The organism is Rhodobacter sp. SY28-1 (assembly GCF_005222785.1).
Taxonomy (GTDB): domain Bacteria; phylum Pseudomonadota; class Alphaproteobacteria; order Rhodobacterales; family Rhodobacteraceae; genus Tabrizicola.
The window spans coordinates 49,372-70,445 of record NZ_STGH01000004.1 but is presented as its reverse complement, the minus strand read 5'-3'; the positions used below and the strand labels follow the sequence as shown (position 1 = coordinate 70,445).

The 21,074-nt window shown below is 65.6% G+C and carries 23 protein-coding genes; 8 read left to right on the top strand and 15 right to left on the bottom strand.

The features are described from left to right. Window positions 1-22: 22 nt before the first annotated feature. Genes E8M84_RS19410 through E8M84_RS19390 form a run of 5 tightly spaced genes read right to left on the bottom strand, consistent with a single transcriptional unit; the run spans window position 23 to window position 3,931 of the window. Window positions 23-1,297 carry a hemolysin family protein gene (locus tag E8M84_RS19410; RefSeq protein ID WP_137112901.1) on the bottom strand — a complete coding sequence of 425 codons (1,275 nt, stop codon included), beginning with the start codon at window positions 1,295-1,297 and terminating at the stop codon, window positions 23-25. Between the two features lie 52 nt (window positions 1,298-1,349). Beyond that, window positions 1,350-2,189, bottom strand: a complete 840-nt coding sequence (locus E8M84_RS19405) for an ATP-binding protein (RefSeq protein ID WP_137112900.1) — start codon at window positions 2,187-2,189, stop codon at window positions 1,350-1,352. Beyond that, window positions 2,186-3,103 carry a twin-arginine translocase subunit TatC gene (locus tag E8M84_RS19400; protein ID WP_137112899.1) on the bottom strand — a complete coding sequence of 306 codons (918 nt, stop codon included), beginning with the start codon at window positions 3,101-3,103 and terminating at the stop codon, window positions 2,186-2,188. The genes E8M84_RS19405 and E8M84_RS19400 overlap by 4 nt, the downstream gene beginning before the upstream one ends. After that, on the bottom strand, window positions 3,100-3,690 hold the full coding sequence (gene tatB, locus E8M84_RS19395; RefSeq protein WP_137112898.1) for a Sec-independent protein translocase protein TatB: 591 nt from the start codon (window positions 3,688-3,690) through the stop codon (window positions 3,100-3,102). The genes E8M84_RS19400 and tatB overlap by 4 nt, the downstream gene beginning before the upstream one ends. Before the next feature lie 25 nt (window positions 3,691-3,715). After that, window positions 3,716-3,931 carry a twin-arginine translocase TatA/TatE family subunit gene (locus E8M84_RS19390; protein WP_137112897.1) on the bottom strand — a complete coding sequence of 72 codons (216 nt, stop codon included), beginning with the start codon at window positions 3,929-3,931 and terminating at the stop codon, window positions 3,716-3,718. A 173-nt stretch (window positions 3,932-4,104) separates the two neighbouring features. Here E8M84_RS19390 and E8M84_RS19385 point away from each other — a divergent pair, with 173 nt between their 5' ends. The 3 genes from E8M84_RS19385 to E8M84_RS19375 all read left to right on the top strand — a co-directional run bounded on the left by E8M84_RS19385 (window position 4,105) and on the right by E8M84_RS19375 (window position 5,601). Continuing rightward, the gene (locus E8M84_RS19385) at window positions 4,105-4,458 is read left to right on the top strand and encodes a YafY family protein (RefSeq protein ID WP_137112896.1); all 354 of its coding nucleotides are present in this window, start codon (window positions 4,105-4,107) and stop codon (window positions 4,456-4,458) included. A gap of 135 nt (window positions 4,459-4,593) precedes the next feature. Next, window positions 4,594-4,905 carry a hypothetical protein gene (locus tag E8M84_RS19380; RefSeq protein WP_240790455.1) on the top strand — a complete coding sequence of 104 codons (312 nt, stop codon included), beginning with the start codon at window positions 4,594-4,596 and terminating at the stop codon, window positions 4,903-4,905. Window positions 4,906-4,926: 21 nt separating this feature from the next. Next, the gene (locus E8M84_RS19375) at window positions 4,927-5,601 is read left to right on the top strand and encodes a YafY family protein (RefSeq protein WP_137112895.1); all 675 of its coding nucleotides are present in this window, start codon (window positions 4,927-4,929) and stop codon (window positions 5,599-5,601) included. Window positions 5,602-5,610: 9 nt separating this feature from the next. On the opposite strand, the gene E8M84_RS19370 is transcribed toward E8M84_RS19375, so the two are convergent. Further along, window positions 5,611-6,693, bottom strand: coding sequence for an ABC transporter ATP-binding protein (locus E8M84_RS19370; RefSeq protein WP_137112894.1), 1,083 nt, complete (start codon window positions 6,691-6,693; stop codon window positions 5,611-5,613). A gap of 230 nt (window positions 6,694-6,923) precedes the next feature. Between E8M84_RS19370 and E8M84_RS19365 the strand changes: the two genes are divergently transcribed. After that, window positions 6,924-7,388 carry a hypothetical protein gene (locus E8M84_RS19365; RefSeq protein ID WP_137112893.1) on the top strand — a complete coding sequence of 155 codons (465 nt, stop codon included), beginning with the start codon at window positions 6,924-6,926 and terminating at the stop codon, window positions 7,386-7,388. Here the strand turns inward: E8M84_RS19365 and E8M84_RS19360 are convergent. The 4 genes from E8M84_RS19360 to E8M84_RS19345 all read right to left on the bottom strand — a co-directional run bounded on the left by E8M84_RS19360 (window position 7,385) and on the right by E8M84_RS19345 (window position 10,884). Further along, window positions 7,385-8,161, bottom strand: a complete 777-nt coding sequence (locus tag E8M84_RS19360; RefSeq protein ID WP_137112892.1) for an SDR family oxidoreductase — start codon at window positions 8,159-8,161, stop codon at window positions 7,385-7,387. The genes E8M84_RS19365 and E8M84_RS19360 overlap by 4 nt on opposite strands. Before the next feature lie 146 nt (window positions 8,162-8,307). After that, window positions 8,308-8,673 (bottom strand): nuclear transport factor 2 family protein, encoded by a 366-nt coding sequence (locus E8M84_RS19355; protein WP_137112891.1) that lies wholly within the window; start codon window positions 8,671-8,673, stop codon window positions 8,308-8,310. A gap of 55 nt (window positions 8,674-8,728) precedes the next feature. Further along, window positions 8,729-9,787: a sugar-transfer associated ATP-grasp domain-containing protein gene (locus E8M84_RS19350; RefSeq protein ID WP_170972007.1), complete on the bottom strand. Its 1,059-nt coding sequence runs from the start codon at window positions 9,785-9,787 to the stop codon at window positions 8,729-8,731. 38 nt (window positions 9,788-9,825) lie between these two features. Next, entirely contained in the window at window positions 9,826-10,884 is a 1,059-nt protein-coding gene (locus E8M84_RS19345) for a sugar-transfer associated ATP-grasp domain-containing protein (RefSeq protein ID WP_170972006.1), read from the bottom strand. Between the two features lie 175 nt (window positions 10,885-11,059). Here E8M84_RS19345 and E8M84_RS19340 point away from each other — a divergent pair, with 175 nt between their 5' ends. The 3 genes from E8M84_RS19340 to E8M84_RS19330 all read left to right on the top strand — a co-directional run bounded on the left by E8M84_RS19340 (window position 11,060) and on the right by E8M84_RS19330 (window position 14,072). Then, window positions 11,060-11,497 carry a hypothetical protein gene (locus tag E8M84_RS19340; protein WP_137112888.1) on the top strand — a complete coding sequence of 146 codons (438 nt, stop codon included), beginning with the start codon at window positions 11,060-11,062 and terminating at the stop codon, window positions 11,495-11,497. Window positions 11,498-11,547: 50 nt separating this feature from the next. Then, complete coding sequence (locus tag E8M84_RS19335; protein WP_137112887.1) at window positions 11,548-13,143, top strand: peptide chain release factor 3; 1,596 nt, start codon at window positions 11,548-11,550, stop codon at window positions 13,141-13,143. 71 nt (window positions 13,144-13,214) lie between these two features. After that, entirely contained in the window at window positions 13,215-14,072 is an 858-nt protein-coding gene (locus tag E8M84_RS19330) for a hypothetical protein (RefSeq protein ID WP_137112886.1), read from the top strand. Here the strand turns inward: E8M84_RS19330 and E8M84_RS19325 are convergent. Then, window positions 14,069-14,464 carry a hypothetical protein gene (locus tag E8M84_RS19325; protein WP_137112885.1) on the bottom strand — a complete coding sequence of 132 codons (396 nt, stop codon included), beginning with the start codon at window positions 14,462-14,464 and terminating at the stop codon, window positions 14,069-14,071. The genes E8M84_RS19330 and E8M84_RS19325 overlap by 4 nt on opposite strands. Window positions 14,465-14,681: 217 nt before the next feature. Here E8M84_RS19325 and E8M84_RS19320 point away from each other — a divergent pair, with 217 nt between their 5' ends. Continuing rightward, window positions 14,682-16,316, top strand: a complete 1,635-nt coding sequence (locus tag E8M84_RS19320; protein ID WP_137112884.1) for a DEAD/DEAH box helicase — start codon at window positions 14,682-14,684, stop codon at window positions 16,314-16,316. 75 nt (window positions 16,317-16,391) lie between these two features. Here E8M84_RS19320 and E8M84_RS19315 read toward each other — a convergent pair whose 3' ends face one another. Genes E8M84_RS19315 through nuoN form a run of 4 tightly spaced genes read right to left on the bottom strand, consistent with a single transcriptional unit; the run spans window position 16,392 to window position 21,065 of the window. Next, the gene (locus E8M84_RS19315; protein WP_137112883.1) at window positions 16,392-18,062 is read right to left on the bottom strand and encodes a ribonuclease J; all 1,671 of its coding nucleotides are present in this window, start codon (window positions 18,060-18,062) and stop codon (window positions 16,392-16,394) included. Continuing rightward, window positions 18,059-18,832, bottom strand: coding sequence for a type III pantothenate kinase (locus E8M84_RS19310; protein ID WP_137112882.1), 774 nt, complete (start codon window positions 18,830-18,832; stop codon window positions 18,059-18,061). The genes E8M84_RS19315 and E8M84_RS19310 overlap by 4 nt, the downstream gene beginning before the upstream one ends. A 60-nt stretch (window positions 18,833-18,892) precedes the next feature. After that, a complete protein-coding gene (locus tag E8M84_RS19305) occupies window positions 18,893-19,639 on the bottom strand; it encodes a biotin--[acetyl-CoA-carboxylase] ligase (protein ID WP_137112881.1) in 747 nt (248 codons plus the stop codon). Further along, window positions 19,629-21,065, bottom strand: coding sequence for an NADH-quinone oxidoreductase subunit NuoN (gene nuoN / locus E8M84_RS19300; RefSeq protein ID WP_137112880.1), 1,437 nt, complete (start codon window positions 21,063-21,065; stop codon window positions 19,629-19,631). Before nuoN ends, E8M84_RS19305 begins: the two co-directional genes overlap by 11 nt. Window positions 21,066-21,074: the final 9 nt, after the last annotated feature.

Sequence of the window (21,074 nt, the reverse complement as noted above, 5' to 3'; positions counted from 1 at the left end):
GGTCTGCTTGACGACGTGGGGGTCAGGTGCCGACCTGCGACACCAGCACCTTGTCGATGCGGCGGCCGTCGAGGTCGATCACCTCGAACCGGTAGCCCTCGGCGGTGAAATGCGCGCCGAGGTCGGGGATCTGGCCCAGCTGGTGCAGGACGAGGCCCGCAACGGTGTCGTATTCGCCCGCAAGATCGCGCGGCAGGCCCAGCCGGTCGCAGAATTCGTCGACCGGCATCCAGCCCGCGACGAGGTGGCTGCCGTCCTCGCGCATGACCATTGCCGGTTCGTCGCTGTCGCTGGCGGCGATGGCGCCGGTGATCGCCTCCAGCACGTCGGTCGTCGTGATGATGCCTTCGAAATGGCCGTATTCGTCATAGACCAGCGCAAGGTGGTGGTCGGCTTTCTGCAGGATTTCCAGCACATCCAGCGCCTCGGCCCGGTCCGACACCACGGGCACCTCGCGCACAAGGGCCTTGATGTCCAGCGTCTCACGCCGGGAAACCGCCTGGAAGGCGTCGGACAGAAGCACGATGCCGACGACATCGCCCTCGGCATTGGCGACGGGCATCCGGGGGCGCGCGACCTTGCGGATGGCGGCGACGGCCTCGGCCCCGGTGGCGTCCAGCGGCAGCATCTCGACCTCGTGCCGGGGGGTCATCAGCGCGCGGGCGGTGCGGTCGGACAGGCGCATGACGCCGGTAATCATCTCGCGTTCTTCCGTCTCCAGCACGCCGCCTTCATGTGCCTCGGCCAGAAGGACGTGGACCTCCTCCTCGGTCACCCGGTTCTCGCTTTCCCCGCGCTGGCCGAGAAGCCAAAGGAGGACCCGCCCCGAGCGGTCGAGGAACCACACGAGCGGAGCGCCGATCACCGACAGGAAGGTCATCGCGGGGGCCACGCGGATCGCGACGGCTTCGGCATCGCGCAGCGCCAACTGCTTGGGGACCAGTTCGCCGACGATCAGGCTGACATAGGTGATGGCGACCACGACGCCGCCCACTCCCAGGGTCGAGGCCCAGTCCGGGTCCATCCCCTGCCCCTGCAGCCATTGCTGCAGCCGCAAGCCCAGCGTCGCGCCGGACAGGGCGCCGGACAGGACGCCGACTGCAGTGATGCCGATCTGCACGGTGGACAGGAACCGCCCGGGATTTTCGGCCAGCCGCAGCGCCATGCGGGCACCCCGGCTTTTGCCTTCCAGCGACTTCAGGCGGCCCGGCCTTGCGCTGACGATGGCAAGTTCGGACATGGCAAGGACGCCATTGAGGACGATCAGGGCCAGGATGACCAGGATTTCGGTTAGCATGGTTCTTCCGGGCTAAGGCCAGTTGCGCAGCGCTGCAAGTGAAGATCACATGTCAGGCGCGGAGGCGCACGCCTTCGCGCGCGGCAAGATCGCAGAAGAACTGCCATGCCACCCGGCCCGAGCGTCCGCCCCGCGTCGCCTGCCATTCGATCGCTTCGGCGTGCAGGCGGTCGTCGGGCACCTTGACCCCATGCGCCGCGCAATAGCCGCGGATCATCTCCAGGTAGTCGTCCTGGCTGCAAGGGTGGAAGCCAAGCCAGAGGCCAAAGCGGTCGGACAGCGAGACCTTCTCCTCCACCGCTTCGGACGGGTTGATTGCGGTCGAGCGTTCGTTCTCGATCATGTCGCGCGGCATCAGGTGGCGGCGGTTCGAGGTCGCGTAGAACAGCACGTTTTCGGGCCGGCCCTCGATGCCACCATCCAGGACCGCCTTCAGTGACTTGTAATGCTGGTCGTCGTGGGAAAACGACAGGTCATCGCAGAAGAGGAGGAACCGGTGCGGCGCCGCGCGCAGATGAGTCAGCAGACGCTGGACAGAAGGCAGGTCCTCGCGCGACAGTTCCACGATCTTCAAGTCATGGCCTTCCGCCCGGACGGCGGCATGGACAGCCTTGACGAGAGAGGATTTCCCCATCCCCCGCGCCCCCCAGAGAAGTGCGTTGTTCGCAGGCAGCCCGGCAGCAAAGTGACGGGTGTTCTCCAGCAGAGTGTCGCGCGAGCGGTTGACGCCCACAAGCAGCGACAGGTCCACGCGCGAGACATGCGCCACCGGCTCCAGCCGGTCGGGGCTGGTGTGCCAGACGAAGGCCTCAGGCGTGAAGTCGGGCGCGGGCATCGGCGCGGGGGCCAGCCGCTCCAGCGCTGCGGCGATGCGGTCCAGGGGGTCGGTCATGCCTTTGGCTCGGCGCCATCCGACGGCGCATCCTCGTCCTCGTCCCACAGCCCCTCAGCGCGCAGGTCGGCCTCGCGGCGTTTCTCGATGCGGTGGATCAGGAAGATCGAAACCTCATACAGCGGATAGACCGCGAAAAAGAGGATCAGCTGGCTCATCACATCGGGGGGCGTGACCAGTGCCGCGACGATCAGGATCACGACGATGGCATAGCGGCGCATGTTCGCCAGGCCCGCCGAAGTGGCCAGCCCCGCCTTGCCCATCAGGGTCAGAAGAACCGGCAGCTGGAAGCAAAGTCCGAAGGCGAGGATCAGCTTGAGGCTGATGTCCAACGTCTCGTTCACCTTGCCCTGGAAGACGATGTCGATGCCGCTGTCGGCGGCGGGTGCGGTAGCCTCGATCGCGGCCCCGGCAGGCGCATCGGCAAGGCCGGGGATCAAGGCGGTGACCACCGAAAAGGCGTCAGCAAAGCCCAGGAAGAAGGTCATCGCGATCGGCGTGACCACATAGTGCGCGAAGGCTGCGCCGACTAGGAACAGCACGGGCGATGCGATCAGGAACGGCAGGAAGGCCTGCTTTTCGCTGCGGTAAAGGCCTGGGGCCACAAAGCGCCAAAGCTGGTAGGCGATGACCGGAAAGCTGACCATCAGTCCCGCCACGACCGAAATGTGGATCAGGGTGAAGAAGTACTCCTGCGGCGCGGTGTACTGCATCACCGGGTTCGGATCGCCAAGCTCGCGCATCGCCCGTTCGATGGGGCCAAGCATGAAGTTCAGAATTGGCTCGGCGACGACGAAGCACAGGATCATCGCGATCATGAAGGCCGAGACTGCCCAGATCAGCCGGTTGCGCAGTTCGATCAGATGCTCGACCAGCGGGGCCGAGCTGTCGTCGATGGTGTCTTCCTTGCTCATGCTGCGTCACCGCCAGTGGGTTCGGCCTTCTTGCGCCGACGCCCCGGGGACTTTGGCGCGGGGACCTCGGCTGCGGGCTCGGCAATGGCGCGCAGCTTGGCCGAGGCCTCGTCCAGCACCGCCTTGCGCGCGGCCTTCTTTTCGTAAAGCGCCGCCGTGGCAGGCCCGGGGGCAGCGGCAGCCGTAGGGGAAGCGGCTGCAGGGGCAGCGATGGTCTCGACGGCCGGGACAGCGGTCGCCGCAGCGGCGGGGGTCGGTGTTGCAGGCATCGGAGCGGGGGTCAGCGGCTTGGTGGGCTTGGCCGCGTTCTTCAGCGGGTCCCACTTCTCGAACTTGTCGGCGGCCGACTTGACCGCATCCAGCCCCATCGTCTTGGGCGAGGCGACCTTCCTCAGGTCATCGGCCACGTCCTTGACGCCCGATTCCTTGGCGGCCTGTTCCATCGCGCGGCTGAACTCGCGCCCCATGGAACGGATCTTGGCGGTAAAGCGGCCAAGCTCGCGGAACATGCCAGGCAGGTCCTTCGGGCCGATGATGATCAGCGCGACGATGCCGACGACAAGAAGTTCGGACCAGCTGAAATCCATGTCTGTGTCCCCCGAAGATCAGGCCTCAGGCCTTGTCCTTCTCGGCGGCGGGCGTCACGTCCTTGGCTTCGGCGGCCTTGGCGTCGTCGATTTCCTTGGCACCGTCGTTCACGCCCTTCTTGAAGGCGGTGATGCCCTTGCCCACTTCGCCCATCAGGCTTGAGACCTTGCCCCGGCCGAACAACACGAGGACGATGACGGCGATCAGAAGAAGGCCGGGAAGACCGATATTGTTGAACATGGAATTACCCTCCGGTTCAGGCCCCATCAGGGGCAGCAGTTCCTGTCTGACCTCGTATTAGGACCAGCGCGCCGCGCCTTCCAAGCCCGAACCGGCTTGCGGGATACAGTCAACTGACAGTATTTTGTCAGTAAGTGGGGCCGGAAGGCCCCGGTCCCTGCCCCGGAATCCCGATGAAACGCGACGCCCGGCTGTATGACATCGTCCAGGAGCTGCGCGATGGGCGGCTGCACACGGCGGCCGAGCTTGCCGTGCGACTCGGGGTCTCGACCCGGACGATCTGGCGCGACATGGAAATTCTGGCGGCCAGCGGCATGCCGGTGACGGGGGAACGGGGACTGGGCTACATGCTGCGCTCGCCCCTGGTACTGCCGCCGACGATGCTGACGCCGGACGAGCTGGAGGCGCTGGTCGAGGGGCTGCGTCATGTGGGCCAGGAGGGCAACCCGAAGGCGAAGGCGGCGCGAAGTCTGTTGTACAAGGTCGCGACGCTGCTGCCGCAGTCGGGGATCGAAGCGGAACCGTAGTTGCGGGCGGCCAGAATCCTTCGAAGGATTCTGCAAAAGTCTTCGAAGACTTTTGGCCCCGCCCCACTGTTGCTGACAGACCCTTGTCAGTTGCCCCCTGTCACACCGTCTGCATCGCAACTGATGGAGATGACGATGCCCCCCGAGCCGACCGTGATCGAGTATGTGACCTTCACCCTGGTCCCCGGCGCTGACGAGACCGCCTTCCTGACCGCCGCGCGCGGGACCGAGGCGCTGGTGCGGCGCCAGCCGGGTTTCCTGTCCCGCCAGCTGTCCAGGGGCCCGGACGGGCGCTGGACCGACGCGGTGACCTGGGCCAGCATGGCCGAGGCCGAGGCCGCTCCGCAGGCGGTGATGGCCGACCCCGCCTTCGCCCCGTTCATGGCGCTGATTGATGGCCCTTCCGCGCAGATGCGCCATGAAGAGCTGGCCTTGACGCTGGCCTGACCCCAGGCCCACCCTGCCGCCATGCGCCGCACCGACCGCCTGTTCGAACTGATCCTGATCCTGCGCGACGGGCGGTTGCACACCGCGCGGGACATGGCGAACCGGCTGGAGGTTTCGACCCGGACGCTCTGGCGCGACATGGCGACGCTGATCGCCTCGGGCCTGCCGGTCGAGGGCGAGCGCGGGGTGGGCTATATCCTGCGCGAGCCGGTGACCTTGCCGCCCCTGACCCTGACGCATGACGAAGTGCAGGCCCTGACGCTGGGACTGCAACTGGTGACGCGGGGGGCCGACCCGTCACTGACCCGGGCGGCCGAAAGCCTGCTGGGCAAGGTGACGGCAGTGCTGCCCGCGCGCCTTCTGGACGGGATCGGGCAGGAGACCTGGGTGTTTCCGGGCGGCGAGGCGCTGGCCGCCGCCCGCCATCTGCCAAGCCTGCGTCAGGCGATCCGGCTGCGCCAGCGGGTGGTGATCGTCTATGTCGACAGCACGGGCCAACCGACCGAACGCGTGGTCCGGCCGCTGCTCCTGGAATTCTGGGGCCGCGTCTGGACGCTGGCCTCGTGGTGCGAAACGCGGCTGGCCTTGCGCAGTTTCCGCGTCGACCGGATCGAGGCGCTGCGCCTGACGGGGGAACCCTTCCCCGACGACCCCGGCACCACCCTGGCCGACTGGCGGCTGCTGCATGGCGGCTGACGTCTGCGGTCAGACCCCGAAGACGAAGCACCGGTCGCGGCGGATCATCAGCCAGAGGACCGTCCCCGGCTTCGGCAGGAACACCCCGGGGACCGAGGCGGTCAGTCGGGCACCTTCGAAGTCCATCGCGAAATCGACCAGGCTTTCGCGGCCCAGATAGCGGCTGCGCAGGACCGTGCCGCGCGCGGGCGTGCCGTCCTCGGGCGTGGGGTTCGGCCCCCTGCCCCCGCGGTCAAAGTCGATGCGCAGATGCTGGGGCCGGATGACGATGTCGACTGCGGCGCCGTCCTTGTGACCGGGGGTCAGGAAGGCGCCGAACGGCGTTTCGGTCAGCGCCCCGCGCGATACGCCCCGGATCACGTTGATATCGCTGAAGAAGGCCGCCGCGGCCTTGTCGACAGGGGCGTTGTAGACGTTGTAGGGCGCGCCCTTCTGGACGATCCGGCCGCCGCGCATCAGCGCGATCTCGTCGGCCATCCGCATCGCCTCGTCCGGTTCATGCGTGACCAGAAGGACCGCCGCGCCTGCCTCTTTCAACAGGTCCAGCGTCCGGTCGCGGATGCCATCGCGCAGCCGGTTGTCGAGACCCGAGAAAGGCTCGTCCATCAGCATGACGCGCGGGTTCGGGGCTAGCGCCCGCGCCAGCGCCACCCGTTGCTGCTCGCCACCCGAGAGTTCGTGCGGATGCTTCGGCCCGAAGCCGGTCAGGTCGACCTTCTCCAGAAGTGCATCTACCCGCCGAGCCTTTTCCGCCCGGTCGATGCGCAGGCCGAAGCCCACATTCTCGGCGACTGTCAGGTGCGGAAACAGGGCGAAATCCTGGAACATCAGCCCGACCGAGCGCACCTCGGGCGGGACATGCACACCCGGACCGGCTACAGTCTGCCCGTCCAGCCGCACCTCGCCCGCATCGGCGCGTTCGACCCCGGCGATGATCCGCAGCGTGGTGGACTTGCCGCAGCCCGAAGGCCCCAGAAGGCAAGTCACCTGCCCTGCGGCCACCGCCAGCGACACCTGGTCGACCACCATCCGTCCGCCGAAGGACCGGCTGAGGTTCGACACTTCCAGACGAAGAGGGGGACGGTCGGGCATGGATACTCAACGAAATCGGTCAGGCTTTCCCCTAGCAGCGCTGGTCCTGACGGGCAATACCAGAGCCGGGACCCGAGACCGACAACTAGGGATCAGGCCGCATCAAAGCCGGAACGCAATCGGGGATTGATGCGGGGTCCGATCCAATTCGACCCATATTTGTTGGGAAATTTGACGGGAATCACCTCTGGTGCTTGCCTTGCAGAATTGGTTAACCGACAGGTGCTGCGATGCTGTCCCGTCCTCTTGCGATTGTTGCGGCCATTGCCATTCTGACCAGCCTCTTCCTGCCCTGGCTGTCCTCGCCCTTTGGCGAGAACGTCGTGCCCTGGACCGTGCTGCGCGCGCTGGATGCCGAAGGGGCGCAGGCGATCCTTGCCGATGCAAGGCCCGAGACGATCGCCTATGGCTGTTCCTTCGTGCTGGCCGCGATGTTTATACTTTTCGCCCTCATCGGTCGCGAGTCGCGCCTCTTGGCCTTCCTGACCGGCGTGCTGCCCGTAGCCCTTGTGGCCTGGGCACTGTTCCTGCTTCTGCGACAGCCGGACGGAAGCCTGTCCTTCTCCGGATCGGACACCAGCGGTGTGACCACCCGGATGCTGGGGGCCGGGGCCTGGGCCTGGGTTCTGGGTGCCAGCACGCTGGCCACGCTGGGTGTCGTCGATCCGGGGCGCCGCCCGGTGCGCTACGCCTAAAGCGTTGCGTTGGTCGCCCCGCCGTCCAAAAGGACGTTCTGCCCGACGATAAAGCCCGCGTGCTGGGAACAGAGGAAAGCGCAGGTCGCCCCGAACTCGGCCGCGGTGCCGTAGCGCCCGGCCGGAATGGTCGCGGCGCGTTCGGCGATGGCGTCCTCCATGCTGATCCCGCGCGCCTTGACCACCGCCCCGTCCAGCGCGATGGCCCGGTCGGTGGCGTGGATGCCGGGCAGAAGATTGTTGATCGTCACCCCTTTGCCCGCCACCTGCCGCGACGTGCCCGCGACAAAGCCGGTCAGCCCGGCGCGCGCCGAGTTCGACAGGCCCAGGACCGGCACCGGCGCCTTGACCGAGACGCTGGTGATGTTGACCACCCGGCCCCAGCCCTTGGTGATCATGCCCGGCAGGACGGCCTGCATCAGCGCGATGGGGGTCAGCATGTTGGCGTCGAGCGCCTTGATGAAGTCCTCACGGCTCCAGTCCGACCAGAGGCCCGGCGGCGGTCCGCCCGCATTGGTGACCAGGATGTCGAACGGACCATGTGCCAGCACCGCCGCACGACCGGCTTCAGAGGTGATGTCGCCCGCGACGGTGACGACATTGACCTGATGCCGCGCCCTGATCTCGACGGCGGCGGCCTCCAGCGCCTCGGCCCCGCGGGCGTTCATCACCAGGTCCACACCGGCTTCGGCCAGCGCCTCGGCGCAGCCCCTGCCCAGACCCTTTGACGACGCGCAGACCAGCGCCCTTTTTCCTCTGATGCCAAGATCCATTTCCGCACTCCTGCTTTTGGCAAAGCCTAGCAGGCGGGACCGCCGCGACAAGACCACAAGACGGCCTTGCCGCCGCGCATGCCCGACTCCGATTGCTGTGCGGCGACGGGGCGTGTTGAACCCCGCCGCAACATCCGCAAGCGCCCTCAGGTGGAATAGTAGAACTCTTCCCGGACGATCTTGCCGTTCTTGACGTGGTAGACCCCCACCTCGCGGCCCTGTGTCCGTTCGCCAGTGGCCTTGTTCGTGGTGTCCATCCCGAAGATCACGGCAAAGCGGTCGTCGCCGTGCAGGAAAGGTCCTTCGACTGTCAAGGCATGCGTGACAAAGGCGCCGTCCCACCAGTCGTGCTTGCCATGGATCCCGGCAAGCCCCGAAGTCGTGGCCCCGCCGCCCATGTCCATCGCCTCGACCGAGACGGCATCGGGGGCATAAAGCTTGTCGAGATTTTCCCGCGTGCGGTTTTCCCGGCACCCGGCGACCAGTTCGTCGGCAATCTGTTGTAGTGTCATGTCATCCTCCAATGTTCTATTTATGTTCTCACCTTGCACTGGAGGAGTGAAGATTTCAAGACGGGCGGCGGAGTTTGTTCCAGCCGAGGTCGGCAAAGCAGGGGCCTTGCGTCGCCTCGGTGAACTTGATGCCGGTATGACCGCCATTCCATTCCAGGATCCGGACCGCGCCGTGGTTGTCGACGGTCACATCCCAGCCGATACAGCGCACGAAGGGAAAACGGGCATGATTGCGCAAGGCCACTGCGCGGCAGGCTTCGAACTCCGGAAGCTCAAAGCCTGCAAAGAGGCAGTTCGAATCCGGATGCCGGTCGGTGCGCTGCCAATCGGGGATGTAGCCAACCGGAGACAACGTGCCCGTGGCCGGATCGACGGGCACCAGGACATCGGTTCCCGCACGGATATGCTGATCCTTCGCCCGACCGATGCACAGGAAGGCCGCCCGCACTTCCGGCTTTCCATCGTCATCCGTCGCTGTCGTCAGACGCAGGGTCGTGACCGCCGGGCTGTTGCCGATGCGCTGGAACGCTTCATGCTGATGGACAAAGGGCTGGAACACGCCCGCCCCAAGCTCGCGCACCCGTGTCGGATCGAAGGACCCGCGGTCAAGCACCACAAGCCCAAGACCGGACTGGGTGGAGTCGCTTTTGAAGACGATGCGATCGGTCTCGGCGAAAAGCACATCGGCAAGGTCCCGCGCACGGACGGCCCGGCCGCTGCGATCGATCACCATCCCGTTGATCTGCACGGCGAGGTCGGGAAACTCGGGCGCTCCAAACAGGATCGAATTCATGCTGCGGAATTGCGAAAGCTCGCCATGGTGGCCAGAATTGTGCGGCAGCACGCATTCGTCGAAGAAGTTGTCCGGGATCCAGCCTTCCCTGAACTGGCCAAACACGACTGTGTAGACGTACAGCCAAGGCGCGAATTTCGCATGGCCAAGCTCGTCCAGCGCATAGGCATCGCAGCGGCTGCGGTCGGCGGGTTTCAACGCTCCGTAAAGCGCTTCAACTTTCTGCAGGGTGCTGCGGGCGGCATTCAGATGGTTCCGGCTGTAATGGCGCCGCAACACTGCCTTTCCGGCGATCTTTGTAACATGAAGAAGACTGTTCATACCCTGGTCCCTAATTTCCGTTCGAAACAATCCCGCCTTCAGGCAGGTCGACGCAGTTTGTTCCAGCCCAGGTCGGCAAAGCAGGGCCCTTGCGTCGCCTCGGTGAACTTGATGCCATTGTGGCCGCCATTCCATTCCAGGATCTGCACCCCGCCGTCCTCGTCCACGGTCATGTCCCAGCCGATGCAGCGGACGTAAGGCATGCGGGCATGGCAGCGGAGTGCGGCGTCTAGGCAGCCCCGGAAGTTCGGGACCGAATGTCCGGCGAAGGGCAGCTCCGACTGCGGATGCCGGTCGATCTTCAGGTAGCTGGGCAGGTAGCCGGTCGCGCCAAGTTCGCCAGTCTGAAGGTCGACGACGGCGTTCACTTCGACGGCGGATTGCAGATAGTCGCCGGTCCCCTGCCCGAACCGCAGATAGGCGCCGCGCAAGCTGACCTGACCCGCCTCATTCGCCGCGGTCGTCAGCCGCAGCGTCGCGACGGCCGGGCAGTTGCCAAGCCGCTCGAACAGCTCATGCTGGCGGATGAAGCGCTGGTATAGGCCCGGGCCGAGCGCCCGTGCCCGGGCCGCATCGAAGTCCTCGCGCCGCAGGACGGTGACGCCGACCCCGGACTGCGAGCTGTCGCTTTTGAAGATCACCCGGTCGCTGTCCTGAAACAGGCGTTCAGCAAGCTGGTTTTCCGGGATGACCCTGCCGTCGCGGCCCATGTACATCCCGTTGACGGAGGCGGCGATGTCGGGAAATTCGGGCGCGTCGAAAAGGACAGAGTTCAGGCCGCGCAGGTTGCTCAATTCACCGTAATTGCCCGAGTTATGCGGCAGTACACATTCGTCGTAGAAGTTGTCGGGGATCCAGCCGTCCCGGTATTCGCCCGCAACATGGGCAAAGACGTAAAGCCAGTGGGCGAACTTCGCGTGGCCCAGCACCTCGACCGCATAGGCATCGCAGCGCGCACGGTCGGTGGCGTTCAGCGGACCGTAGGCTGCTTCCAGCTTGGCCAGCTTGGCCTGGGCAGCGAGGATGTGGTTCCGTGCGTAGTGTCTGCGCAGGGCGGCCTTGGCAACTGACTTTGCGGCGTTGAAAAGTGTGTTCATGGTCTCGTTTGACTGCCCTACTGCGCCAATGATGCACAAACTTCCGTTCATCTAGCGTTAACATAGCCGCAGGGCAAATCCGGCGACTGTCTCGACTTTAGGCAATTGATCCGCAAGCACCGGACCGACACAATCGCCGAACCAGTTCAGTTTCCCCTTGCCATAGCCGGAGTTGATGATGCGCCTTGCCTATTGCCTTGCCTTGTTCCTGACCACCACTTCCACGGCCTCTGCCCAGGAACTACGAGCCGTTCCCGACTCCGAGCCGATGCCGGAGGCGGTTTCGGCAAGCGTCGAGGCGACCATGAACCCGGACGAGGCCCTGAACGGCATTAGGCGTTGGGAAGGCAATATAATTGGTGATGCAACGCCGGATTATCTGGTCGAGGCATCCTTTTCCCCCGTCGGCGGAAATGCCTTCTATCCGCGGCACTGGATCTTCATCGCCTCGCCGGACCGGTTCGAGTCGTTCTTCCCCATCGAGCTTCCGGGCAGCATCATTTCGGCGGCGGTCGAGGGCAACGCCCTGGTGATCACTGTCTCGACCTATCTGGACAATGACCCCCGCTGCTGCCCGTCGGGGACTGAGGTCGTCCGCATGCCGCTGAACTGACGCGGGCTCAAATCCTTGCGCAATGCGGGCGCGGCGGATATGTCGCGCCCATGTCGAACCGCGCCCCCCTTCCGCCCGAAATCGCCCGCCGCCGGACCTTCGCGATCATCGCGCACCCGGACGCCGGGAAAACCACGCTGACCGAAAAGTTCCTGCTGTTCGGCGGCGCGATCCAGATGGCGGGCCAGGTCCGCGCCAAGGGCGAAGCGCGGCGCACGCGGTCGGACTTCCTGAAGCTGGAACAGGACCGGGGCATCTCGGTTTCTGCCTCGGCAATGTCCTTCGACTTCCGGCAGTATCGCTTCAATCTGGTCGACACCCCCGGCCACAGCGATTTTTCCGAGGACACCTACCGGACCCTGACCGCCGTCGACGCGGCCATCATGGTGATCGACGGGGCGAAGGGAGTCGAAAGCCAGACCCGCAAGCTGTTCGAGGTCTGCCGGATGCGCGACCTGCCGATCCTGACCTTCTGCAACAAGATGGACCGCGAAAGCCGCGACACCTTTTCGATCATCGACGAGATCCAGGAGAATCTGGCGATCGACGTGACCCCCGCCTCCTGGCCCATCGGGTCGGGGCGCGATTTCGTGGGCGCCTATGACCTCTTGCACGACCGGCTGGAGATCATGGACCGCGCCGACCGCAACAAGGTGGCGGAATCGATCCAGATTTCCGGCGTCGACGACCCGAAACTGGCCGAACATATCCCGGCGGACCTTCTGGCCAAGTTCCACGAGGAACTGGAGATGGCGCGGGAGCTCCTTCCCGCCTTCGACCGCACGGCCTTCCTGAACGGCTCGATGACCCCGATCTGGTTCGGGTCCGCCATCAACTCCTTCGGCGTGAAGGAGTTGATGGACGGCATCGGCGAATACGGGCCGGAGCCGCAGCCGCAGAAGGCGGCCGAGCGTCAGGTCAGCGCGGACGAAACCCCAGTCACCGGCTTTGTCTTCAAGGTCCAGGCCAACATGGACCCCAAACACCGCGACCGGGTGGCGTTCGTCCGCCTCGCCAGCGGGCATTTCGAGCGCGGCATGAAGCTGCACCACGTCCGGTCGAAGAAACCGATGTCGATCACCAACCCGGTCCTGTTCCTGGCCGCCGACCGGGAACTGGCCGAGGAAGCCTGGGCCGGCGACATCATCGGCATCCCGAACCACGGGCAACTGCGCATCGGCGATGCGCTGACGGAAGGGGAAAACCTCCGCTTCACCGGCATCCCTTCCTTTGCGCCCGAGCTTCTGCAATCCATCCGCGCGCTGGACCCGATGAAGGCCAAGCATCTGGAAAAGGCCCTGACCCAGTTCGCCGAGGAAGGTGCCGCCAAGGTCTTCAAGCCGATGATCGGGTCGGGCTACATCGTCGGCGTCGTGGGCGCCTTGCAGTTCGACGTGCTGGCCAGCCGGATCGAGCAGGAATATTTGCTGCCCGTCCGCTTCGAGGGGTCGAATTTCACCAGCGCCCGCTGGATCTCCGGCGACAAGGCGGAAATCGAAAAGCTGGTCAACGTCAACAAGGGCCACATCGCGCATGACAGCGACGGGGACCTGGTGTTCCTGACCCGCCTGCAATGGGACATCGACCGGGTGGTGCGCGACTATCCGGGCGTGAAGCTCACCGCGACCAAGGAGATGATGGTCTGAGGTTCGCTTGACCGGTCCGGGGCGACGACCTAGCCTGCGCCCCCGAGGCAACGGCGGAGGTCCAAAGCATCATGACGACGCCGGACCCCCTGGCCGATCTGCCGTCAGACCCGGCGCCCGAAGCAGAGGGTCCGATCGAGACCTATCCCGATGCCCCCGACAGCCTGATCGGCGTCTGGAACCAACGGCGGCGGCGGCTGAAACTGGCGGCACGCGACTGGTTCCCGGCAGCTGATCTGGACCTTGCCCCCCTTCTCGCCACCCGCATCCCTGCGACGCTTCCGCCGCTGGACGGTCCGCAGACGCTGCATGCGAAAAAGCTGCACCAGATGCGGGTCGAACTGGCGGGAAAGCCGGAGCTTGCCGCCGTGAACGCCATCCTGATCGCGCACCTGCGCAAGGCACGCTTTCCGGCCCATACCCCGGCCCTCTTCCGCCGCATCTGGGCCGAGGCCGGGCCGCAGCTGATGCCGGACCTGCCGGGGCGCTGGCTGATCTCCTCGGCCATCACCTTCGGCGACCACGGCGAAACCGAAGCGCAGCGCCGGGTGGGCCTGTCGATCAACGTGCTGTTTTCGCTGATGAAGCTTTATGAGTTCGAGCGGCTTCACTCCGGCTATGATGCCGCGACACCCTTTCCGACCCGCCGCACCCGGAATCGCAGACTGCCGCTGGACATGCCGCATTTCAACCTGGGCGACGGGGGGCTGGACATCAACCTTCTGGCGCAGATCTGGAACGAGGCGCAGAAAACCCCTGTCGTGGGCCCCCTCGCCTGCCATCTGTTGCAGCGGCTGAACCAGGACCCGGGCGGCATCTTCCGCCGCATCGGCATGATGCGGGCGGGCAAGCACATGGCCCGGCTTGACCGGGCGCTTGAGGCTGCTCCGGAGGCCGCGGACACCCCCCCCGGCCCTTCCGACGGCTAGAACCTCTGCGCGCGCCAGCTGTGGTCCGGCCCCGCATTCGCCAGGATCACCCGACGGACTGCGGCCGGGGGCGTATCGCAACCGACCGAGGCGATGGTCACCTGGTTTTCACCCTGCGGAAAGCCGCGACCAATGCGGACGACGGCCAGTTCTCCGGGCGCAAGCGGCGGCGACTGGCCCAAAAGGCGTGCGCCGGTCCCGTGCACCCGAAAGCGCACATGCGCACAGCCACTGTCTGGCGCGGCGACCAGAAGGCCATAGCTGCGGCTGTCCGAAGTCGAGGCGAAGGGAACCACCGTGGGACAGCCCTTGGCGTCGCAATCGGTGCTGGAGATATCGGCGAAGGTGGGCGTGGCCAGCAAGAAGCCTGCCAGGACGAAAGGGAATTTCATAATGCACCTGATGGGATTGATGTTGAAAATGGGGACTCTGCAATGCGCGAAGGCTAGTGGATTCGGCTCCTCACGTCCACGCAATTGCCCCAGACTTGACCTTGCAACCGTTTTCCGCTAAGCGCCTCCGGCGGCCAACGTGGCCGAGACGCCGGGGCGCCCGGAAACATGCGTCCCATCATTCATGCGGTCCGATACCGCATATATTAGGACGCTAATGACCAAATTTTCCGACCTCGCGCTGGACCCGCGCGTGCTGCAGGCCGTCACTGAAGCCGGCTATGAGACTCCCACTCCGATCCAGGCCCAAGCCATTCCGGAAGCGCTGAAAGGCCGAGACGTTCTTGGGATCGCCCAGACCGGCACCGGCAAGACGGCAAGCTTCACGCTGCCAATGATCACGCTTCTCGGTCAGGGCCGCGCCCGCGCCCGGATGCCGCGGTCACTGGTGCTGGCACCGACCCGGGAACTCGCCGCCCAGGTGGCCGAAAACTTCGACATCTACGCCAAGCACACCAAGCTGACCAAGGCGCTGCTGATTGGCGGCGTGGCCTTTGGCGAGCAGGACAAGCTGATCGACCGTGGCGTGGACGTGCTGATCGCCACCCCGGGCCGCCTTCTGGACCATTTCGAACGCGGCAAGCTTCTTCTGACCGGCGTCCAGATCATGGTGGTGGATGAGGCTGACCGGATGCTCGACATGGGCTTCATCCCGGATATCGAACGCATCTTCCAGCTGACCCCGCCCAAGCGGCAGACGATGTTCTACAGCGCCACCATGGCGCCGGAGATCGAGCGGATCACCAAGACCTTCCTGAAGGACCCCGCCAAGATCGAAGTGGCCCGTCAGGCGACGGCGTCGCTGACGATCACGCAGTCCCTCATCGAGGTGAAGCCAGTCCGCAAGGACCGCAGCTTTGGCGACAAGCGCGCCGTGTTGCGCGGGCTGATCAAGGCCGAGGGCGAGGCTTGCACCAACGCGATCATCTTCTGCAACCGGAAGATGGACGTGGACGTGGTAGCGAAGTCGCTGAAATCGCACGGTTTCAACGCAGCGCCGATCCATGGTGACCTGGCGCAGTCCGAACGGATGAAGACGCTGGATGCCTTCCGCGACGGGACCCTGCACCTGTTGGTCGCGTCGGACGTGGCGGCGCGCGGACTGGACATCCCGGCGGTCAGCCATGTTTTCAACTTCGACGTGCCATCCCACCCCGAGGATTACGTCCACCGCATCGGCCGCACTGGTCGCGCCGGGCGGCTGGGCAAGGCCTTCACCATCGCGGTGCCGTCGGATGACAAGTATCTGAAGGCCATCGAGAGCCTCATCAAGACCGAGATCCCGCGTGGGTCCCTGCCGGAAGGCTTCGAACCCGACACGCGCGAAGGCAAGCCCGACCGTGCGCCGCGCGACGACCGCAAGGGCCGCGAACGGGGTGGTCGTAGCCGCGACCGCGAACGTCCGGTGAAGGCGCATGACGAGGTGGCGGCGATGGAGCCGCTGGTCGCAGCGCCCCGGGCCGAGGTGGCAGAGGAGGCCCCGCGCGAGGAACGCCGGGAAGAACGCCGTGAACCGCGGGCCGACCGTGGGGATCGTGGTGGCGACCGTCGCCGTGAAGACCGTGGGGATCGTGGCGAACGCCGCGAGCCGCGAGAGGACCGGCGCGAGCCGCGCGAACCCCGCGAAGACCACCGGGACGAACGCCGCGACTATCGTCGCGATCGCGACCTTGGGCCCTCGGTCATCGGCATGGGCGACCATGTGCCCGACTTCATCCTGCGCAGCTTTGCCCTGAAGGCGGCCCCAGTCGAAGAGGTCGAGGAAGTTCCCGCCACCGGCACCGAAGGCTGACGGGCGGCTCATCCCTTCCTTCGGTCGGTCTTCGCAACCCTCAGCGAAGAGCAACCGAAGGAAAGCGAGGAGCCGTCATTCCGCCACCAGCCGGCTGATGACCACCGTCACCTCGGGCTTTTTGCCGATCTCTTCCATCGCGACCTGGCGGACGACCTTGCGGATCTCTTCCTCAAGCTTGCCGTCGTCGGCCATCACCTTGCGGCCCAGCCGCCCGATGACCTCGTCTAGGTCGGACTCCAGCGTTTCGGACAGGGGCCGTTCGCCCCGCCCCGTTGGCGGCAGGCCCATCAGTTCGACCCAGGGCTCGCCCATCGGCGTGTCGGTTTCGTCCAGAATCAGCGTGACGGTGACGACGCCGTTCAGCGCCATCCGGATGCGGTCGCGGACCACACCATCCAGCGCCCCGATGATCGCCGTGCCGTCCAGGTAAAGCCGCCCGGTTTCCACATACTCCGCCACTTCCGGCACATCGCCCGTCAGGTCCAGCATCGTCCCGTTCGGAGCGACGGCCGCCGCGATCCCGCTTTCGGTGGCGATGCGAGCATGTTCCGAAAGATGCCGGTGTTCGCCATGCATCGGGATCAGCATGTCGGGCAGGACAAGGCGGTGGACATGCTCCAGATCCGGCCGGTTCGCGTGGCCCGAAACGTGGTACTTCCCGCCCTGATCGTCGATCACCTGGACGCCCATTTCGGAAAACGCATTCCAGACGCGCAACACGTCGCGCTCGTTCCCGGGGATGGTCTTCGAGGAGAACAGGAACGTATCCCCCTCCTTCATCTCGATCCCCAGATACTTGCCGCGAGACAGCTGCGCGGAAGCCGCCCGGCGTTCACCCTGGGAGCCTGTGACCAGTAGCATAAGGTTGCGGCGCGGCACTTCCAGCGCCTCTTCCGGCGTCACGGTCTTGGGGAACCCCGACAGCACCGCCGCCTCTTCCGAAGCCGAGAGCATCCGCTTCATCGACCGCCCCAGGACACAGATCGTGCGGTCTGCGGCACGCGCCGCCAATGCCAGCGTCTTCAACCGCGCGACGTTCGAGCCAAAGGTCGTCGCCACCACCATGCCGGTCCGGCTGCGGATCAGTTCGGTCAGGGGTTCGGCCAGCGTCGCCTCGGACCGGCCGGCATGTGTGGAAAAGACGTTGGTGGAATCGCAGGTCATCGCCTTGACCGGGCGTTCGGCGACGATCTCGGTGATCCGGGCATCGTCCCAGCCCTCACCCACCACGGGCGTATGGTCGATCTTGAAGTCGGCGGAGTGGAAGATGCGCCCCGCAGGCGTGTCGATCACCAGAGCCGAGCTTTCCGGAATGGAGTGAGACACCGGCACGAACTGCACCTTGAACGGCCCGACCTCCACGGTCGCCGGACGCGGTTCCACGGTGACGATCTGGTCGACCGGAAGGCCCGCCTCCTCGAACTTCAGCCGCCCGATGGTGGCGGTAAAGCGGCGGCAGTAGACCTTTTTTTCCAGCTGCGGCCACAGGGGGGCGAGGGCGCCGATGTGATCCTCGTGCGCGTGAGTGATGAAGATCGCTTCCAGCCGGTCCAGCTTGTCGTGCAGCCAGCTGACATCGGGCAGGATCAGGTCCACCCCGGGCGAGGTGTCCATGTCGGGAAACGCCACGCCCAGATCGACGAGGATCAGGCGCTCCTTCCCCTTCGGACCATAGCCGTAGACGTAGGAATTCATGCCGATCTCGCCGGCGCCGCCGAGGGGAAGATAGATGAGGCGGTTCATGGCTGGTCCTTGTTGAAGTCGTTGATCAGGACGAGGCCATGCATGGTCAGATCGTCCTCGATGGAATGAAATAGCTCGGTTCCTTGCGCGAAAAGGGAAGCGAGGCCCCCGGTCGCGATCACTTTCATCGGCCGGTCGCGTTCGCGGCGCACTTCGCGCACGATGCCCTCGACCAGCCCCACATAGCCCCAATACACGCCCGACTGCATGCAGGCCACCGTATTCGTCCCGATGGCCTTCGCGGGTTTGGCCACGTCGACATGCGGCAGGGCAGCGGCGGCCATGTGCAGCGCCTCCAGCGACAGGTTCACCCCGGGCGCGATCACCCCGCCGATATAGGCGCCGTCAGTGTCGACCACGTCGAAGGTGGTGGCGGTGCCGAAGTCCACGACAATCAGGTCGCCGCCATGCCGGTCATGCCCGGCGACGGTGTTGACCAGCCGGTCGGGACCGACCGTGGTGCCCTGGTCGACCCTTGGCGGAACGGGCAGCTTGCAGTCAGGCTTGCCCACCACCAGCGGGCGGCAACCGAAATAGCGGTCGCAGAGGACACGCAGGTTGAAGACGACGCGCGGGACCGTCGAGGAGATGATTGCCTCGGTCACTGTCGCCTCGGTCTTCGTCAGGGACATGAGGGAGGACAGCCAGACGAAGTATTCGTCCGCCGTGCGCTTGTGGTCGGTCGCGATGCGCCAGGTGGCGATGAAACGGGCGCCGTCCCAGATCGAGAAGACGGTATTGGTGTTGCCGCAGTCGATGGCGAGAAGCATCTCAGGCCCCCAGTCCGGAACGGGGCCCAAAATTTTTCGCCGAAAAATTTTGGGCGTCGGTCAAAAGAACACCTCGGCGGCGGGGATGGCAAGCGTGCCATCCGCCATGCGCAGGATCAGGTTGCCCTGGGCGTCGATCGTCTCAAACGTGCCCTCGCGCGTCTCGGCCCCAGTGCGGGCAACGACCCTCTGGCCAAGACGTGCGGCGTGTTCAAGCCAGGCGGCGCGGAGGGGGGCGAAGCCTTCGGTGGTGAACCGCGCCTCCCAGCGGTCATAGGCGGGGGCGAGGGCGTCGAGGAAGGCCTCGGGGCTGAGGCGAAGGCCGGTTTCCTGGAGAAGTGAGACCGGCGGAACGGCACCGGGTTCGACCATTGCGGCATCCGGCGCGGCGATGAGGTTGACACCGATGCCGATGCAGAGGGTCGCGTCGGCGGTATTCAGGCCCTGGGACTCCAGCAGGATACCCGCAATCTTGCCGCCGTTGCAGAGGACGTCGTTCGGCCATTTCAGGGCAAAGCTTTGCGGCAGGCCGGTGACCTGCACGAAGGCATCGCGCAGGGCAAGTGCAGCGGCAAAGGAGCGCAGCGCCACGGTCTCGGGCGGCTCGGTCGGTTTCAGGACCAGCGTGCCGTGGAAATTGCCCAAAGGACTTGACCAGGGGCGGGCCCGGCGGCCCCTGCCCGCAGTCTGCACCCCGGCGAGGATCCAAGTCGGGCCCGGCAGGGCGGATGCCCGCCGGAAACCCTCGGCGTTGGTGCTGTCGATTTCGGGCAGGGTGATGCGCCCTGCCCTGCCGTCAGCGGACAAGCGCTTCGGCGGCCAGCGCCGCGGGGGCTTCGATCCCGAAGAGGTTCACGATCCCCAGAAGCATGATCGCCGCCACGGCCACCAGCATGCCCCACTGCACCGGGGCCATGCGGCTGTCGACGGGTTCCTGCTCGGCGCCGAAGTACATGAAGTAGACGAGGCGCAGGTAGTAGAAGGCGCCGATCACCGAGGCGACGGCCCCGGCGACAGCCAGCCAGACCCAGCCCGCATCGACGGCAGCTTTCAGGACATAGAACTTGCCGAAGAAGCCGACCATCGGCGGGACGCCCGCAAGGGAGAACAGCAGGACCAGCATGGCCAGCGCCTTCAACGGCTCCTTCTTCGCGAACTGGTTCAGTCCGGCGATGTCCGACACGGGACGGCCGTCACGCTCCATCGACAGGATGAAGGCGAAGGTGCCGACGTTCATCGTGACGTAGATCGCCATGTAGATCATCGTCGCCTGCACGCCATAGGCCGTGCCGACGCACAGCCCGATCAGCGCATAGCCCATGTGGGCGATCGAGGAATAGGCCATCAGCCGCTTGATGTCGCGCTGACCGATTGCGGCCACAGCGCCCAGGAACATCGAAGCCACTGCCAGAGCGGCCAGCACCTGGCCCCATTGGCCCGGGATGCCACCGAAGGCGTCCTGCACCAGCCGGGCGATCAGCGCCATCGCGGCGACCTTCGGGGCGGTCGCAAAGAAGGCGGTGACCGGCGTGGGCGAGCCTTCGTAGACGTCAGGTGTCCACATGTGGAAGGGCGCGGCTGAGACCTTGAACGCCAGCCCCGCCAGCATGAACACGAGGCCGAAGAGGAGGCCCAGCGGCACGCCGTCCTGCACCGTGGACAAGATGCCCGCGAACTGGGTCGTCCCGGCATAGCCGTAGACCAGCGACGCGCCATAGAGGAGCAGGCCCGAGGACAGCGCGCCGAGGACGAAATACTTCAGCCCCGCTTCCGAGGATTTCGCGCTGTCTCGGCGGATCGAGGCGATTACGTAAAGCGCCAGCGATTGCAGTTCGAGACCCATGTAAAGCGTGATGAGGTCGGCCGACGACACCATCACCATCATCCCCACCACCGACAGGGTGACGAGGAGCGGGTATTCGAACCGCAGCAGGTCGCGGCGGGTCATGTAGTCCTGGCTCATCACCAGCACCGCCGCCGCCGACAGAAGGATCGTCACCTTGGCAAAGCGCGCGAAGGGGTCGTCGGTGAACAGGCCATTGAACACGGTCCGCTCGCCCTCGCCCGTGCCGCCGATATAGAGTGCGAGCGCCACGAACAGGCCCGCCGTCGCCCAGACCAGCATCGGCGCCAGTTTGTCCTTGGTCGTGTAGACTGCCACCATCAGCGCGGCCATGGCATAACCCGCCAGCAGGATCTCGGGCAGAAGGGTCTGAAAATCTGCAGAGGTCATCTTGGGCGT